The organism is Enterobacter cloacae complex sp. ECL352, assembly GCF_020149545.1.
Lineage (GTDB): Bacteria > Pseudomonadota > Gammaproteobacteria > Enterobacterales > Enterobacteriaceae > Enterobacter > Enterobacter asburiae_B.
Window position 1 is genome coordinate 1,377,244 of the sequence record NZ_CP083709.1, and the last position, 15,638, is coordinate 1,392,881.

10 protein-coding genes are annotated in these 15,638 nt (G+C 55.8%); 3 read left to right on the forward strand and 7 right to left on the reverse strand.

Translation table 11 applies throughout. The features are described 5' to 3' along the window. The first annotated feature begins 133 nt into the window (after positions 1-133). Positions 134-958, forward strand: coding sequence for a MurR/RpiR family transcriptional regulator (locus LBF07_RS06755; protein ID WP_094934818.1), 825 nt, complete (start codon positions 134-136; stop codon positions 956-958). A 358-nt stretch (positions 959-1,316) separates the two neighbouring features. Further along, entirely contained in the window at positions 1,317-2,426 is a 1,110-nt protein-coding gene (locus tag LBF07_RS06760; protein ID WP_094934819.1) for an SDR family oxidoreductase, read from the forward strand. A gap of 52 nt (positions 2,427-2,478) precedes the next feature. On the opposite strand, the gene eno is transcribed toward LBF07_RS06760, so the two are convergent. The 5 genes from eno to rlmD form a co-directional block, all read right to left on the reverse strand. After that, positions 2,479-3,777 (reverse strand): phosphopyruvate hydratase, encoded by a 1,299-nt coding sequence (gene eno / locus LBF07_RS06765; RefSeq protein WP_023309012.1) that lies wholly within the window; start codon positions 3,775-3,777, stop codon positions 2,479-2,481. Positions 3,778-3,859: 82 nt separating this feature from the next. Further along, positions 3,860-5,497: a glutamine hydrolyzing CTP synthase gene (gene pyrG / locus LBF07_RS06770; RefSeq protein WP_023309013.1), complete on the reverse strand. Its 1,638-nt coding sequence runs from the start codon at positions 5,495-5,497 to the stop codon at positions 3,860-3,862. A 223-nt stretch (positions 5,498-5,720) separates the two neighbouring features. Beyond that, positions 5,721-6,512 carry a nucleoside triphosphate pyrophosphohydrolase gene (mazG, locus tag LBF07_RS06775; RefSeq protein ID WP_032660259.1) on the reverse strand — a complete coding sequence of 264 codons (792 nt, stop codon included), beginning with the start codon at positions 6,510-6,512 and terminating at the stop codon, positions 5,721-5,723. 67 nt (positions 6,513-6,579) lie between these two features. Further along, positions 6,580-8,811 (reverse strand): GTP diphosphokinase, encoded by a 2,232-nt coding sequence (gene relA / locus LBF07_RS06780; protein ID WP_047059994.1) that lies wholly within the window; start codon positions 8,809-8,811, stop codon positions 6,580-6,582. Between the two features lie 51 nt (positions 8,812-8,862). Beyond that, positions 8,863-10,161 (reverse strand): 23S rRNA (uracil(1939)-C(5))-methyltransferase RlmD, encoded by a 1,299-nt coding sequence (rlmD, locus tag LBF07_RS06785; RefSeq protein ID WP_094934820.1) that lies wholly within the window; start codon positions 10,159-10,161, stop codon positions 8,863-8,865. Between the two features lie 57 nt (positions 10,162-10,218). On the opposite strand from rlmD, the gene barA reads away from it, so the two are divergent. Beyond that, positions 10,219-12,978, forward strand: coding sequence for a two-component sensor histidine kinase BarA (gene barA, locus LBF07_RS06790; protein ID WP_094934821.1), 2,760 nt, complete (start codon positions 10,219-10,221; stop codon positions 12,976-12,978). Positions 12,979-13,073: 95 nt separating this feature from the next. On the opposite strand, the gene LBF07_RS06795 is transcribed toward barA, so the two are convergent. Both LBF07_RS06795 and gudD read right to left on the reverse strand, forming a co-directional pair. After that, on the reverse strand, positions 13,074-14,213 hold the full coding sequence (locus tag LBF07_RS06795; RefSeq protein ID WP_033146424.1) for a glycerate kinase: 1,140 nt from the start codon (positions 14,211-14,213) through the stop codon (positions 13,074-13,076). A gap of 77 nt (positions 14,214-14,290) precedes the next feature. Further along, the gene (gene gudD, locus LBF07_RS06800; RefSeq protein WP_094934822.1) at positions 14,291-15,628 is read right to left on the reverse strand and encodes a glucarate dehydratase; all 1,338 of its coding nucleotides are present in this window, start codon (positions 15,626-15,628) and stop codon (positions 14,291-14,293) included. Positions 15,629-15,638 lie beyond the last annotated feature (10 nt).

The window sequence follows — 15,638 nt, forward strand, 5'->3', positions numbered from 1 at the left end:
TTACCATATAAATATCACTCAGTGAAAATTATCATCAAAAACCAGGAAGCCGATCATACTTTTTCAAAATGACTGGCATCTTTCCCCTCCTTTCCGCCACACTAGTCGCAGCGAAACACATTAAGGACGTGGCATGTCGGACCATGAAAATCTGCTGCTGAAGCTCCGCCAGGAGGCTTCCGGGTACAGCCCAACGCAACAAAAACTCGGTGAGTTTGTCCTCAGCGATCCTGCCCGGGTGCTCTACCTGACGATCACTGAACTGGCGCGCGAGAGCCACACCAGCGAAGCCAGCGTCACGCGCCTTTGCCGGACGCTGGGCTGCAAGGGCTATAACGAATTTAAAATGGCGCTTGCGCTGGATATTCAGCAGGGCCAGCCCGCGCGTCAGGCGGGGGATGAGATTGATAACGTCGTGGATGAGTCGGTGCAGGCTTTGCAGGATACCGCCAGACTCCTCGACCGCACGTTGCTTGAAAAAGCGGCGCTGGCGCTGCATCAGGCGCAATCCGTGCAGATTTATGGCGTCGCGGCCAGCGCGATCCTCGGGGAGTATCTGCATTACAAGCTGCTGCGGCTGGGCAAACCCGCACAGTTGTTTAGCGATATGCACCGCGCGGCCATGAATGCGACAACGCTTTCGAAAGATACGCTGGTTGTGGCCATCTCCAGTTCGGGTTCAACGCGGGATTTACTCCACGTGGTGAAGCTTGCCCGCAAGCGCGGCGTTAAGGTTCTGGCGCTCAGCAATACGCCCCGCAGCCCGCTGGCGTCTCTGAGCGACATGCAGCTGGTTGCCGCCAAACCAGAAGGCCCTCTAAGTGCAGGCGCGCTCAATGCTAAGGTTGGAGTGATGCTGCTGGTCGAGCTGCTGACCACGTCCATGATTGCGCTGGATGGTCATTACGGCAACGTTAGCCAGCAAACAGCTAGCGCCACGCTTCCCCTTTTGCTCTGAAAATCATTCGCAGGCTAAATAAATCGGCCTGCGACGTATGTTGTCTGATTTGAGTTAAGGGGTATTTAAAGCATTTATTCGATAAATATTTGGTGTAACAAATTATTATATTTATTACATTTTGAATTAGGTTTGCTATTCGGCACAGAATTCATAAAAACAATTAAATTCAATGAGTTAAAATTTAAATTTTAATAGAGTGAATTTTTACCCTTGCGATACTGTCCAATATATCCACCTGATTTCCTTTCCTTAAAATAAGCTTAAGACGCCATTGATTTCGGCGTTTTATTATTTAAATGCCGTTTACTTTTGCACGCCTACAATCCGCCTCATCAATCATAATGAGACGGTATTAATGAAGATGTTATTGATTACAGGCGTGACCGGATTTCTGGGTGGTGCAGTTCTTGAAAAAATCCTGACCAGCGATCAACCCGCAAAACTCCTTTTGCTTGCGCGCTCCAGCGATCCGCAGAGCGGGCTGGAGCGCGTGCTGGAGAACATGCGCAAGTTCAACGTTCCCGAGGACAAGCTGGCCTCCCTGAAGGTGGATAATATCCTGATTGGCGACCTCAGCCAGCCTGAAGCCTTTCTCAACGATCCCCGTCTGGATCGGGTCACGCACGTGGTTAACTGTGCGGCCGTCGCCTCATTTGGTAATAACCCGCTGATCTGGAAAGTCAACGTTGAAGGTACGCTCGCGCTGGCGCGCCGTATGGAGCAGGTTACAGGACTGCAGCGTTTCCTCCACGTCGGCACAGCAATGTCATGCACGCCGGAGCAGGATTCACTGGTCGCCGAAAGCGCTGAATTCAGAGAGAATGCAGAACACCTGGTGGAATACACGTTTTCGAAGTCAACTATCGAACAGCTTATGCGCCAGGAGTGTCCGAACCTGCCGCTGCTCATCGCCCGTCCGTCCATCGTTGTCGGCCATACCCGTCACGGCTGCACGCCGTCGAGCAGCATTTTCTGGGTCTTTAGCATGGGCCTGATGCTGCAGAAATTTATGTGCTCAATGGAAGACAGGATCGACGTTGTTCCGGTGGATTATTGCGCCGACGCGATGTTAATGCTGCTCAACAGCAACGCTCGTCCGGGAGAAGTGGTACACATTTCTGCGGGAGAAGAGAACAGCGTTCGCTTTGCGGATATCGATCAGGCAATGGCGCAGGCGCTGGAGAAAGCCCCCGTCGGGGATAAATATGCGCAGGTCAGCTACGAAACGCTGGTCAGAATGCGCCGCGAGCTGAAACATATTTTTGGGCCGTGCAACGAACGTCTGATGCTGAAAGCCATGCGTTTATACGGTGCGTTTGCCACGCTTAACGTGCGCTTCAGCAACGATAAGCTGCTGAGTATGGGGATGCCGAAGCCACCCCGGTTTACGGATTACATCGCCCGCTGCGTGCAAACCACTCAGGGGCTGACCATTCCGGAGCAAATGGCGGTCGATTTTAAATAGCCAAAAAAATGCCAGTCATTCGACTGGCATTTTCATTTTAAGGCTTAAGCAATTATGCCTGGCCTTTGATCTCTTTCAGACCGTTGTATGGTGCTTTTTCGCCCAGAGCTTCTTCGATACGAATCAGCTGGTTGTATTTAGCAACACGGTCAGAACGGCTCATAGAACCGGTTTTGATCTGGCCTGCAGCGGTACCCACAGCCAGGTCGGCAATGGTAGCGTCTTCAGTTTCGCCAGAACGGTGAGAGATAACAGCGGTGTAGCCAGCGTCTTTCGCCATTTTGATCGCAGCCAGAGTTTCGGTCAGAGAACCGATCTGGTTGAATTTGATCAGGATGGAGTTAACGATGCCTTTCTCGATGCCTTCTTTCAGGATCTTGGTGTTGGTTACGAACAGGTCGTCACCAACCAGTTGGATTTTGTCGCCCAGTACTTTAGTCTGGTATGCGAAGCCAGCCCAGTCAGACTCGTCCAGACCGTCTTCGATAGACACGATTGGGTACTGTTTGGTCAGGTCTTCCAGGAAGTGAGTGAACTCTTCGGAGGTGAACGCTTTGTTGCCTTCGCCAGCCAGAACGTATTTACCGTCTTTGTAGAATTCAGATGCTGCACAGTCCATCGCCAGGGTGATGTCTTTGCCCAGCTCGTAGCCAGCAGCTTTTACTGCTTCTGCGATAACAGCCAGCGCTTCTGCGTTAGAACCCAGGTTTGGCGCATAGCCACCTTCGTCACCAACAGCAGTGTTCATACCTTTAGCTTTCAGAACTTTAGCCAGGTTGTGGAACACTTCAGAACCCATACGTACCGCTTCTTTCAGGGATTTCGCGCCAACTGGCTGAATCATGAATTCCTGAATATCAACGTTGTTGTCTGCGTGCTCACCACCGTTGATGATGTTCATCATTGGTACAGGCATGGAGTATTTGCCTGGGGTGCCGTTCAGTTCAGCGATGTGCTCGAACAGTGGCATACCTTTCGCAGCAGCTGCCGCTTTGGCGTTCGCCAGGGAAACAGCCAGGATTGCGTTCGCACCGAAGTTAGATTTGTTTTCAGTACCGTCCAGATCGATCATGATCTTGTCGATGCCAGCCTGGTCTTTGGCGTCTTTGCCAAGGATTGCCTGAGCAATCGGACCGTTTACAGCGCCAACCGCTTTCAGTACGCCTTTGCCCAGGAAGCGGGATTTGTCGCCATCGCGCAGTTCCAGCGCTTCGCGAGAACCAGTAGAAGCACCTGATGGAGCAGCAGCCATACCAACGAAACCACCTTCCAGGTGAACTTCGGCTTCAACGGTCGGGTTACCACGGGAGTCGATGATTTCACGACCGATGACTTTAACGATTTTGGACATTAGATTTTCCTCAGTACAAGTTAAACTAAAACTCCAGACAAACAACGCGTACCAAAGGTACGCGTTGCCGTTCTAACTTTTTTTACTTCGCCTGACGCTTCTGGTAGTCGCTGGCGGCCTTCACGAAGCCTGCAAACAGCGGATGCCCGTCACGTGGCGTTGAAGTAAATTCCGGGTGGAACTGGCAGGCGACAAACCACGGATGGTTTGGCACTTCAATGATCTCGACTAACTGATCATCCCCGGAGCGGCCCGCAACACGCAGGCCCGCGGCTTCAATAGGTTTCAACAACATGTTGTTGACTTCATAGCGGTGACGATGGCGCTCGGTGATGACCGGCTCGCCGTACAGCTTGCGAACCACGCTATCGTCAGACAGCTGGCAGGCCTGTGCGCCAAGACGCATGGTGCCACCCAGATCGCTCTTCTCGGTACGGACTTCGACGTTACCTTCTTCGTCACGCCATTCAGTGATAAGCGCCACAACAGGGTACTTACAGTCTGGCACAAATTCCGTAGAGTTCGCGTTTTCCATTCCCGCTACGTTGCGCGCAAATTCGATCAGCGCAACCTGCATACCCAGACAGATGCCGAGGTATGGAATATTGTTTTCACGCGCATAGCGCGCGGTGGCGATCTTGCCTTCTACACCACGGTAGCCGAAGCCGCCAGGGATGAGGATAGCATCCAGATCTTTCAGGATTTCAACGCCACGCGTTTCAACATCCTGCGAATCAATCAGCTTGATGTTCACGGAAACACGGTTCTTCAGACCACCGTGTTTCAGCGCTTCGATCACTGACTTATAGGCATCCGGCAGTTCAATGTACTTGCCGACCATACCGATAGTCACTTCCCCTGCCGGGTTGGCTTCTTCATAAATAACCTGTTCCCATTCAGACAGGTTCGCTTCCGGACAGTTCAAGCTGAATCGTTTACAAATATAATCGTCCAGGCCCTGAGATTTCAACAGGCCCGGGATTTTATAAATGGAATCGACATCTTTCATTGAAATAACGGCTTTTTCAGGCACGTTACAGAACAATGCAATTTTCGCACGTTCGTTCGCCGGAACCGCACGATCGGAGCGGCAAACCAGGATATCTGGCTGAATACCAATGGAGAGCAGCTCTTTCACAGAGTGCTGAGTCGGCTTGGTTTTCACTTCACCTGCGGCGGCCATGTACGGCACCAGAGTCAGGTGCATGAACAGCGCGTGCTCACGGCCGATATCTACCGCCAGCTGACGAATCGCTTCCAGGAATGGCAGGGATTCGATATCACCCACGGTACCGCCGATTTCAACCAGCACCACGTCGTGGCCTTCGCCACCCGCAACAATGCGTTCTTTGATTGCGTTAGTGATGTGCGGGATAACCTGAACGGTTGCACCCAGATAGTCACCACGGCGCTCTTTACGCAGAACGTCGGAGTAGATGCGGCCAGTCGTGAAGTTGTTACGACGGGTCATTTTGGTGCGGATGAAACGCTCGTAGTGGCCAAGATCCAGATCGGTTTCAGCGCCGTCTTCAGTAACGAACACTTCCCCGTGTTGGATTGGGCTCATGGTGCCCGGATCGACGTTGATGTACGGATCCAGTTTCATCATGGTCACATTGAGGCCACGGGCTTCAAGAATGGCTGCGAGGGAGGCTGCGGCAATGCCTTTACCCAGAGAGGATACGACCCCGCCGGTCACAAAAATATAGTTCGTTGTCATGCTGAACCTGAGAAGTTAGGGTGAAACGATGGAATAACCAGGACGGGAAAGTAGTATACCCGAACACGGCGAGCGCCACAAACTTTCATTCTCCGTCTCCATTCCAGGCCATGACAAACATAAGGAGTGAGAAAATAGCCCCTTTTGGGTAAATGTTTTTGACGCAAATCAAGCGCTTGTCATTTAAAAAATCACACAAATTGCGCTTGATCGCAAAATCTCGTTAGAGATCAGATTCCTGGCGCTTTACTTCTTGCCAGACTTCTTCCATCGCTTCGAGGTCAATTCCGCTCATTTCCAGGCCTCGCGAGGCGACAATCCGCTCAACTTCGCGAAAGCGTCGTTCGAATTTTATGTTGGCTTTTTGCAGGGCGGTTTCCGCTTTTACACCCAGATGGCGAGAAAGGTTGACGGTTGCAAACAGCAGGTCGCCCATCTCTTCCTCAAGCTTTGCTTCATCCACCACCGCCTGCTGCGCTTCGTGCATGACTTCGTCAATCTCTTCGTGCACTTTATCGAGCACCGGGCCGAGGGAGGTCCAGTCAAAACCGACGGCGGAGCAGCGTTTCTGGATTTTATGCGCGCGCATCAGCGCGGGCAGGCTCAGCGGAATATCATCCAGCGCCGAGTGCTGGGATTTTTCCGCCCGCTCGGCGCTTTTGATCTGCTCCCAGCGGGCCAGCACCTCAGCGCTGTTCCCTGCGGTGGCATCGCCGAAGATATGGGGATGACGGCGCTCAAGCTTGTCGCTGATGGCAGCGCAGATATCGTCAAAGTTAAAGCGCCCCTCTTCCTGCGCCATTTGCGCATAGAACACCACCTGGAACAGCAGATCGCCCAGCTCGCCGCGCAGGTCGTCAAAATCTTCGCGGGAAATGGCGTCCAGCACCTCGTAGGTCTCTTCGAGGGTATAAGGCGCGATGGTGGCGAAAGTCTGCTCTTTGTCCCACGGGCAGCCGTTTTCCGGGTCGCGCAGGCGTTTCATGATGCCGAGCAGGCGGTCGATTTGAGTCATAGTGTTTTCCATTAAAAAAACAAGCCGGGTGGCGGCAAAGCCTTACCCGGCCTACAGAAGAGTGTGTTTAACCGCCGTGCAGACGACGCGCGTCAATCACATCCGGCACCTGGTTCAGTTTGCCAAGCACGCGGCCCAGCACCTGCAGGTTGTAGATTTCGATGGTCATATCGATGGTGGCAAGCTGCTCGCGGGTATCGCTGCGGCTGGCGACGCCCAGCACGTTGACCTTCTCGTTGGCGAGAATGGTCGTGATGTCGCGCAGCAGGCCGCTGCGGTCGTTGGCAGTGACGCGCACCACCAGCGAGTAGCCGGCAGAATAGCTCTCACCCCAGACCGCTTCCACGATGCGCTCCGGCGCATGCGACTGCAGCTCGGCAAGCTGGTCGCAGTCGGAGCGGTGAATCGAAATCCCGCGTCCCTGAGTGATAAAGCCGACGATATCGTCGCCCGGAATAGGCTGACAGCAGCGGGCAATGTGGTGCATCAGGTTACCTACGCCTTCAACCACCACGCGGCCGTTGTCTTTGCTGCGCTGCTGCGGCGCATAGGTTTTCTGCTGCAGCTGCTTCAGCGCCGCCGCGTCCTGCTCTGCCGCGCTTGGCTTATTGAACTGCGCCTGCAGGAAGTTCACCATCTGATTCAGACGAATATCACCGCCGCCAATGGCCGCTAGCAGCTCGTCAAGCTCGTTGAAGTTGTAGCGCGGCAGCAGGAATTTCTCCGCCTCTTTCAGGCTTATCCCGATATGCTCCAGCTCGTCGTCGAGGATCTGGCGACCGGCAAGGATGTTCTTGTCACGATCCTGTTTACGGAACCAGGCGTGAATTTTCGAGCGCCCGCGGCTGGTGGTGACGTAGCCCAGGTTCGGGTTAAGCCAGTCACGGCTCGGGTTGGGCTGCTTCTGGGTAATGATTTCAATCTGGTCCCCCATCTGCAGTTGATAGGTGAACGGTACGATACGTCCGCCAATTTTCGCCCCGATGCAGCGGTGCCCCACATCGCTGTGGATGTGGTAGGCAAAATCGAGCGGCGTAGAGCCCGCAGGCAGGTCGACAACGTCCCCTTTTGGAGTAAAGACGTAGACGCGATCGTCAAAGACCTGGCTGCGCACTTCGTCGAGCATCTCGCCGGAGTCGGCCATCTCTTCCTGCCACGCAATCAGCTTGCGCAGCCAGGCAATGCGGTCTTCGTGGCCAGAACGCGCTCCGCCGGAGGTGCCTTCTTTGTATTTCCAGTGCGCGGCCACGCCCAGCTCGGCGTCTTCGTGCATCTGTTTGGTGCGGATCTGAATCTCGACCGTTTTGCCGCCAGGGCCAAGCACAACGGTATGGATAGACTGATAGCCGTTCGGTTTGGGGTTGGCGACATAGTCATCGAACTCATCGGGCAGATGACGGAAGTGAGTGTGTACTATCCCCAGCGCGGCGTAGCAGTCCTGCAGACGATCCGCCACGATACGCACGGCGCGCACGTCAAACAGCTCGTCAAACGCGAGGTGTTTCTTCTGCATTTTGCGCCAGATGCTGTAGATATGCTTAGGCCGGCCGTAGACTTCGGCGCGCACGTTCTCTTCTTTCATCGCCTGGCGCAGGCCGCCGACAAATTCCTCGATATAGTGCTCGCGGTCGATACGGCGTTCATGAAGGAGTTTGGCAATACGTTTATATTCCGCCGGGTGCAGATAGCGGAAGCAGTAATCTTCCAGCTCCCATTTCAGCTGACCAATGCCTAAGCGGTTCGCCAGCGGCGCGTAGATATTTGTACACTCTTTGGCCGCCAGCACGCGCTCGTCTTCCGGCGCATCCTTCACCTCACGCAGGTGGGCAATCCGCTCGGCAAGCTTGATGACCACGCAGCGGAAATCATCCACCATGGCCAGCAGCATCCGGCGTACGTTATCGACCTGCTCAGAGGAGACGGAATCGGTGTGCGCGGCTTTGAGCTGGCGAATGGCCGCCATATCGCGCACGCCGTGGATCAGCTCGACGACGGATTTCCCGACGCTGTCGCGCAGCACGTCTTCGCTGACCACGTCCGCATCCGCTAGGGGGAAGAGAAGCGCGGCCTGCAGCGTTTCAATATCCATGTTCAGCATGGATAAGATTTCCACCATCTCCACGCCGCGCCACAGGAGAAGATCGGCGTCGGGATGCCCCTGCGTGGTGCGCAGACAATAGGCCCAGGTTTCGGTTAAGCGTTCACACGACTGCTGGCTGGAAATTCCCAGACTTGCGATCCATTTTTGTGGGTCAAATTCCCCAGCTTTATTGAGATGTGCACTTCTTACCGCAACCATTGTCCTCTCCTTTAGGGACCTGGGCCTGTCGAAGTCGACAAGCCAAACAAATTAGATGTGCTCGAACAACACCATCGATTCCAGATGTCCAGTGTGCGGGAACATGTCCAGCATTGCCAGACGCTGAATCTGGTAACCCGCGCTGATTAATGCCTCACTGTCCCGGGCAAGCGTTGCCGGGTTACAGGAAACATAGACCACACGCTTTGGCGCGAGTTTAATAATATGTGCCATCACACCCGGGGCACCGGCACGCGCCGGGTCGAGCAAAATTTTATCAAAGCCCTGTTTTGCCCACGGCTGTTGGGTGACATCTTCTTCAAGATTTTGATGAAAGAATGTCACATTTTGCAAGCCGTTCTGCAGCGCGTTCTCCTGCCCTTTAGCCACCAGCGCCTCAACGCCTTCCACGCCGACGACGCTGGCCGCTTTTCGCGCCAGCGGCAGCGTGAAGTTGCCCATTCCGCAGAACAGATCGAGCACCCGATCGCTTTTCTGAACATCCAGCCACGTCAGCGCTTTCTCAACCATCAGTTGGTTAACGCCGTCATTCACCTGAATGAAATCCCGCGGGCTGAACGTTAAGCGTAGCCCGTTTGACGCATACCAGGACGCCTCACCGGTAACCTGCTCAAGTATCTCGCTTTGTGGTGCAAGGAAAAGCGCCAGGTCGTGGGAATGCGAAAAGCGTTCCAGTTTTTCGCGATCTTTTTTCGACAACGGCGCGGTATGGCGGAGGACCATCAGCGGTCCATTGTTGGCCATGACCAGTTCGACATGTCCGAGGTGGCGAACGCCGTCCAGCCCGGAAAGACAGGTGCGCACTTCCGAAAGCAATGCCTCAAGATGGGGCACCAAAATGGGGCAATGCTGCACATCGACGATGTCACTGGAACCGGCCTTGCGAAACCCCATCTCCAGCCGCGCCGTTTTTGGCTGATAGCTGAGGCTCAGGCGCGCGCGTCGACGATAGCCCCAGGGCACATCGGCGAGAATTTCGTTAACGTCATGTTTAAGCTGACGCGCCAGCGCGCGGCTTTTGCTTTTTTGCTGTAATTCTGTGCTCGCATGCTGTTGCTGGCAGCCCCCGCAAACGCCAAAATGTGGGCAGCGGGGCTTCACGCGCTCTGGGCTATCGTTGAGGCGACGCTTAACCTGTCCGCGCGCGAACTGGCGTTTATCTTCCGTCAGCGTAATTTCTGCTCGTTCTGTCGGCAGTAAACCTGTTATAAACAGAGCCTTACCGTTGTGACGTGCCACTCCCTGACCAAACGGATCGAGGTCCGTGGCTTCAACAGTAATGATTTGACGCGTCGTCACGCGTCGCTTTGCAGAGTAGAATTGCGCCATCGCCGAGATTTTTCTCACATAAACATAATTATCTTAATTGTCCCATAACGGAACGCCATGACCAACTACAGCCTGCGCGCGCGCATGATGATTTTGATCCTCGCCCCCACCGTTCTCATCGGTTTGCTGCTGAGTATCTTCTTTGTTGTGCACCGCTATAACGATTTGCAGCGACAGCTTGAGGATGCAGGCGCCAGCATTATCGAACCGCTTGCCGTTTCCAGCGAGTACGGCATGAACCTGCAAAACCGCGAATCCATTGGCCAGTTAATCAGCGTGCTCCACCGCCGTCACTCGGACATCGTACGCGCCATTTCCGTTTACGACGAACATAACCGCCTGTTTGTCACCTCGAATTTTCATCTCGATCCGGCGGCTCTGAAGATCCCGGACGGTACGCCGTTCCCGCGCCACCTCACCGTACTGCGGCGCGGCGATATCATGATCCTGCGCACGCCGATCGTGTCGGAAAGCTATTCGCCCGATGAGTCTGCGCAATCCGATGCCAAATCCAGCAACAATATGCTGGGATACGTGGCGCTGGAGCTGGATCTCAAGTCGGTCCGGCTACAGCAGTACAAAGAAATTTTCATCTCTGGCGTGATGATGCTGTTCTGCATTGGCATTGCGCTGATCTTCGGCTGGCGCCTGATGCGCGACGTGACGGGCCCCATCCGCAACATGGTTAATACGGTTGACCGCATCCGCCGGGGACAGCTCGACAGCCGGGTGGAAGGGTTTATGCTGGGCGAGCTGGACATGCTGAAGAACGGCATCAACTCAATGGCCATGTCTCTGGCGGCGTATCACGAAGAGATGCAGCACAACGTTGACCAGGCCACGTCCGACCTGCGCGAAACGTTGGAGCAGATGGAGATCCAGAACGTTGAGCTGGATCTGGCGAAAAAGCGCGCCCAGGAAGCGGCACGTATTAAGTCGGAATTCCTGGCCAATATGTCGCACGAGCTGCGTACGCCGCTCAATGGCGTGATCGGCTTTACCCGCCTGACGCTGAAAAGCGAGCTTAACCCGACTCAGCGCGATCACCTGCACACCATTGAACGTTCGGCTAACAACCTGCTGGCGATCATCAACGACGTGCTGGACTTCTCCAAGCTGGAAGCGGGCAAGCTGATCCTGGAAAGCATTCCGTTCCCGCTGCGCAGTACGCTCGATGAGGTGGTGACGCTGCTCGCGCACTCGTCGCACGACAAGGGCCTTGAGCTGACGCTCAACATTAAAAACGACGTGCCGGATAACGTCATTGGCGATCCGCTGCGCCTGCAGCAGGTCATTACCAACCTTGTCGGGAATGCGATTAAATTCACCGAAAGCGGTAACATCGACATTCTGGTAGAAAAACGCTCCATCAGCAGCAATAAGGTGCAGATTGAAGTCCAGATCCGCGATACCGGCATCGGTATTCCTGAGCGGGATCAGTCGCGTCTGTTCCAGGCGTTCCGTCAGGCGGACGCCAGTATCTCCCGCCGTCATGGCGGTACCGGCCTGGGGCTGGTGATCACGCAGCGCCTGGTGAACGAGATGGGCGGCGATATCTCTTTCCACAGCCAGCCGAACCGCGGTTCAACCTTCTGGTTCCACATTAATCTGGACCTCAATCCGAACGTTTTGACCGATGGCCCGGTGACGGACTGTCTGAAAGGCAAGCGCCTGGCCTACATCGAACCTAACGCGGCGGCAGCGCAGTGTGCGCTCGATATTTTAAGCACCACGCCGCTGGAGGTGGTCTACAGCCCAACCTTCTCAGCGCTTGCCGTTGAGCATTACGATATTCTGCTGATGGGGATCCCGGTTACCTTCACCGGCGAACTGACCATGCAGCAGGAGCGGCTGGCGAAAGCCGCCTCAATGACCGACTATCTGCTGCTGGCGCTGCCCTGCCACGCCCAGATTAATGCGGAGGAGTTGAAAAACGACGGAGCCGCCGCGTGTCTGCTGAAGCCGCTCACCTCGACCCGCCTCCTGCCCGCGCTCACGGAGTATTGCCGTCTTAGCCAGCATGCTCTCCCTCTGATTGACGACGAGCAAAAATTGCCGATGAGCGTGATGGCGGTGGATGATAATCCGGCCAACCTGAAGCTGATTGGCGCATTGCTTGAGGACCAGGTTCAGCACGTTGAGCTGTGCACCAGCGGCGTGCAGGCGGTTGAACAGGCGAAGCAGATGCAGTTCGATTTAATCCTGATGGATATTCAGATGCCGGGCATGGATGGCATTCGGGCCTGCGAGCTGATCCACCAGCTGCCGCACCAGCAGCAAACCCCGGTCATTGCGGTCACCGCGCACGCGATGGCCGGTCAGAAAGAGAAGCTGCTGAGCGCCGGAATGAATGACTATCTGGCGAAGCCCATCGATGAAGAGAAACTTCATAACCTGCTGTTACGCTATAAGCCGGGTCACATTGGCGGGACGTACACGGTTTCCAGCGAGCCGGTTGAAATCAGCGTTAACCAGAACGCCACCTTTGACTGGCAGCTCGCGCTGCGCCAGGCGGCTGGTAAACCCGATTTAGCCCGCGAAATGCTGCAAATGCTGGTCGCGTTTCTGCCGGAAATTCGCAATAAGGTGGAAGAGCAGCTGGTGGGTGAAAACCCGGAAGATCTGCTGGAAGCGATCCACAAGCTGCACGGCAGCTGCGGGTACAGCGGCGTGCCGCGGCTGAAAAACCTCTGCCAGCTGCTGGAGCAGCAGCTGCGTGCCGGCACGCCGGAATCGGAGCTTGAACCGGAGTTCCTGGAGCTGCTGGATGAGATGGATAACGTAACGCGCGAAGCGACGAAGTTGCTGGGAAGCTGAGATAAAAGCCCGGTGGCGCTACGCTTACCGGGCCTGCAATTGCGGGTGCGGCCTGATGCCCTCACCCCGCCCCTCTCCCACAGGGAGAGGGAGAACTACATTCCCTGCCCCACTTTCAGCACCGCCGCGATATTCCGGGCGGCCATCCTGACGTTCTCGCTGGCATTTTCCAGCGCATCCTCCAGCGAGCAGATGGTGTAGATCACGCTAAACACCGCATCAATACCGTGATCGTGTACCACGCCAACGTCCGCCGTCAGGCTTCCTGCAATGCCGATAACGGGTTTGTTAAAGCGTTTCGCCACTTTCGCCACGCCCACCGGGACTTTGCCGTGGATCGTCTGGCTGTCGATGCGGCCTTCTCCCGTGATCACCAGATCCGCATCGGCCACCTGGTCGGCCAGGTGTAGCGCATCGGTCACGATCTCAATGCCCTGGCGCAGCTCCGCGCCGCAAAAGGCGTACAGCGCGGCCCCCATGCCACCCGCCGCGCCGCCGCCAGCTAGGTTTAGAACATCGATGTCCAGATCCCGGGCAATGACTCTCGCATACTGCGCCAGCGCGTTGTCCAGGGTGACGATCATCTCGGGAGTGGCCCCCTTTTGCGGGCCAAATACGGCTGACGCGCCATCCTTACCGGTGAGCGGATTCGTCACATCACAGGCGACCTCTATCCGGCACTCAGCCAGACGTCTGTCCAGCCCGCTCAGGTCGATACGCGCGAGTTTTCCCAGCTCGCCCCCGCCCTGCCCAAGGGGCTGCCCGCTGTCGTCCAGCAGCTTTGCCCCCAACGCCTGCACCATCCCTGCTCCGCCGTCATTGGTGGCGCTGCCGCCAATGCCGATGATGATATGCTTAACGCCCGCATCCAGCGCGTGACGAATAAGTTCGCCCGTGCCCCACGAGGTGGTTTTCAGGGGATTACGCTGCGAAGGGACGACCAGCTCCAGGCCGCTTGCCGCCGCCATTTCAATAAAGGCACTTTGCTCGTCACCGGATAAGCCATAAAACCCTTCCACGCGCTCACCCAGCGGGCCGGTCACCGGAACATGCACAATGCGTCCCTGCGTTGCCGCAATCATCGCCTCAACCGTCCCTTCGCCACCGTCCGCGACCGGCAGCTTGACGTAAACCGCCTCGGGAAAGATCTCGCGAAAACCACGTTCTATCGCTGTCGCAACCTCAAGCGCACTCAAACTTTCCTTATACGAGTCCGGTGCGATAACAATTTTCATAAGCCATCCTTACGCATAGTCGTTACGTTAAGCATACACCACGTAAAAGACCGCTTGTGGGAGCGGTCCCAATGCGTTTATCGTACCATGCACGGGCGTTTATTGTCGAATGTCCAGTCGGGGATCAGATACTGCATCGCCATGGCGTCGTCACGGGCGCCCAGACCGTGTTTTTGATACAGCTCATGGGCTTTCATGACCTGGTCCATATCCAGCTCAACCCCCAGCCCCGGCGTGGAAGGCACCTGCACCATGCCACCTTTGATCTCAAACGGCTGCTTAGTCAGACGCTGATTACCTTCCTGCCAGATCCAGTGCGTGTCGATAGCGGTAATCGTGCCCGGCGCGGCGGCGGCAACGTGCGTGAACATCGCCAGCGACACGTCGAAGTGGTTATTAGAGTGCGAGCCCCAGGTCAGGCCAAACTCGTGGCACATTTGCGCCACGCGCACCGACCCCTGCATCGTCCAGAAGTGCGGGTCCGCCAGCGGAATGTCGACAGACTGCAATGACAGGGTGTGTCCCATCTGACGCCAGTCGGTGGCAATCATATTGGTCGCGGTCGGCAGCCCCGTGGCGCGACGGAACTCCGCCATAACTTCACGGCCCGAGAAGCCCTGTTCAGCCCCACACGGATCTTCCGCATACGCCAGCACGCCTTTCAGCTGCTTGCCAATTTTGATCGCTTCATCTAGCGACCACGCGCCGTTCGGATCCAGCGTCACGCGCGCCTGCGCGAAACGTTTTGCCAGCGCGGTAACGGCTTCCGCCTCTTCTTCACCTGCCAGCACGCCGCCCTTCAGTTTGAAATCATTAAAGCCATATTTGTCGTATGCGGCTTCCGCCAGGCGCACCACCGCTTCCGGGGTCATCGCCTCGTCGTGGCGAAGTCGGTACCAGTCGCATTGTTCATCCGGCTGGCTCTGATAAGGCAATGGCGTCAGCCTGCGGTTGCCGACAAAGAACAGATAGCCCAGCATTTCCACTTCGCTGCGCTGCTGCCCCTCGCCCAACAGCGACGCAACGTTAACGCCCAGATGCTGACCCAGCAGATCCAGCATCGCGGATTCAATCCCGGTCACCACGTGAATGGTGGTGCGCAGGTCGAAAGTCTGCAGGCCACGCCCTCCGGCATCGCGATCGGCAAAGGTGTTACGCACGGTGTTGAGGACATTTTTATACTCACCCAGCGCTTTGCCCACCACCAGTGGAATGGCATCTTCCAGCGTCTGGCGGATCTTCTCCCCGCCCGGAATTTCGCCCACGCCCGTATGCCCGGAATTGTCTTTGATAATGACAATATTGCGGGTGAAGAATGGCGCATGCGCGCCGCTCAGGTTCATCAGCATGCTGTCATGGCCCGCAACCGGAATGATTTGCATGGAAGTGACGACAGGGGTCGTAAAAGTACTCATCGTGTAATCC

What these genes read in the sequence shown, in the direction of transcription:
- LBF07_RS06755 (WP_094934818.1), top strand. Translation starts at nt 134, where the DNA reads ATGTCGGACCATGAAAATCTGCTGCTGAAGCTCCGCCAGGAGGCTTCC.
- LBF07_RS06760 (WP_094934819.1), top strand. Translation starts at nt 1,317, where the DNA reads ATGAAGATGTTATTGATTACAGGCGTGACCGGATTTCTGGGTGGTGCA.
- eno (WP_023309012.1), bottom strand. Translation starts at nt 3,777, where the DNA reads ATGTCCAAAATCGTTAAAGTCATCGGTCGTGAAATCATCGACTCCCGT.
- pyrG (WP_023309013.1), bottom strand. Translation starts at nt 5,497, where the DNA reads ATGACAACGAACTATATTTTTGTGACCGGCGGGGTCGTATCCTCTCTG.
- mazG (WP_032660259.1), bottom strand. Translation starts at nt 6,512, where the DNA reads ATGACTCAAATCGACCGCCTGCTCGGCATCATGAAACGCCTGCGCGAC.
- relA (WP_047059994.1), bottom strand. Translation starts at nt 8,811, where the DNA reads ATGGTTGCGGTAAGAAGTGCACATCTCAATAAAGCTGGGGAATTTGAC.
- rlmD (WP_094934820.1), bottom strand. Translation starts at nt 10,161, where the DNA reads ATGGCGCAATTCTACTCTGCAAAGCGACGCGTGACGACGCGTCAAATC.
- barA (WP_094934821.1), top strand. Translation starts at nt 10,219, where the DNA reads ATGACCAACTACAGCCTGCGCGCGCGCATGATGATTTTGATCCTCGCC.
- LBF07_RS06795 (WP_033146424.1), bottom strand. Translation starts at nt 14,213, where the DNA reads ATGAAAATTGTTATCGCACCGGACTCGTATAAGGAAAGTTTGAGTGCG.
- gudD (WP_094934822.1), bottom strand. Translation starts at nt 15,628, where the DNA reads ATGAGTACTTTTACGACCCCTGTCGTCACTTCCATGCAAATCATTCCG.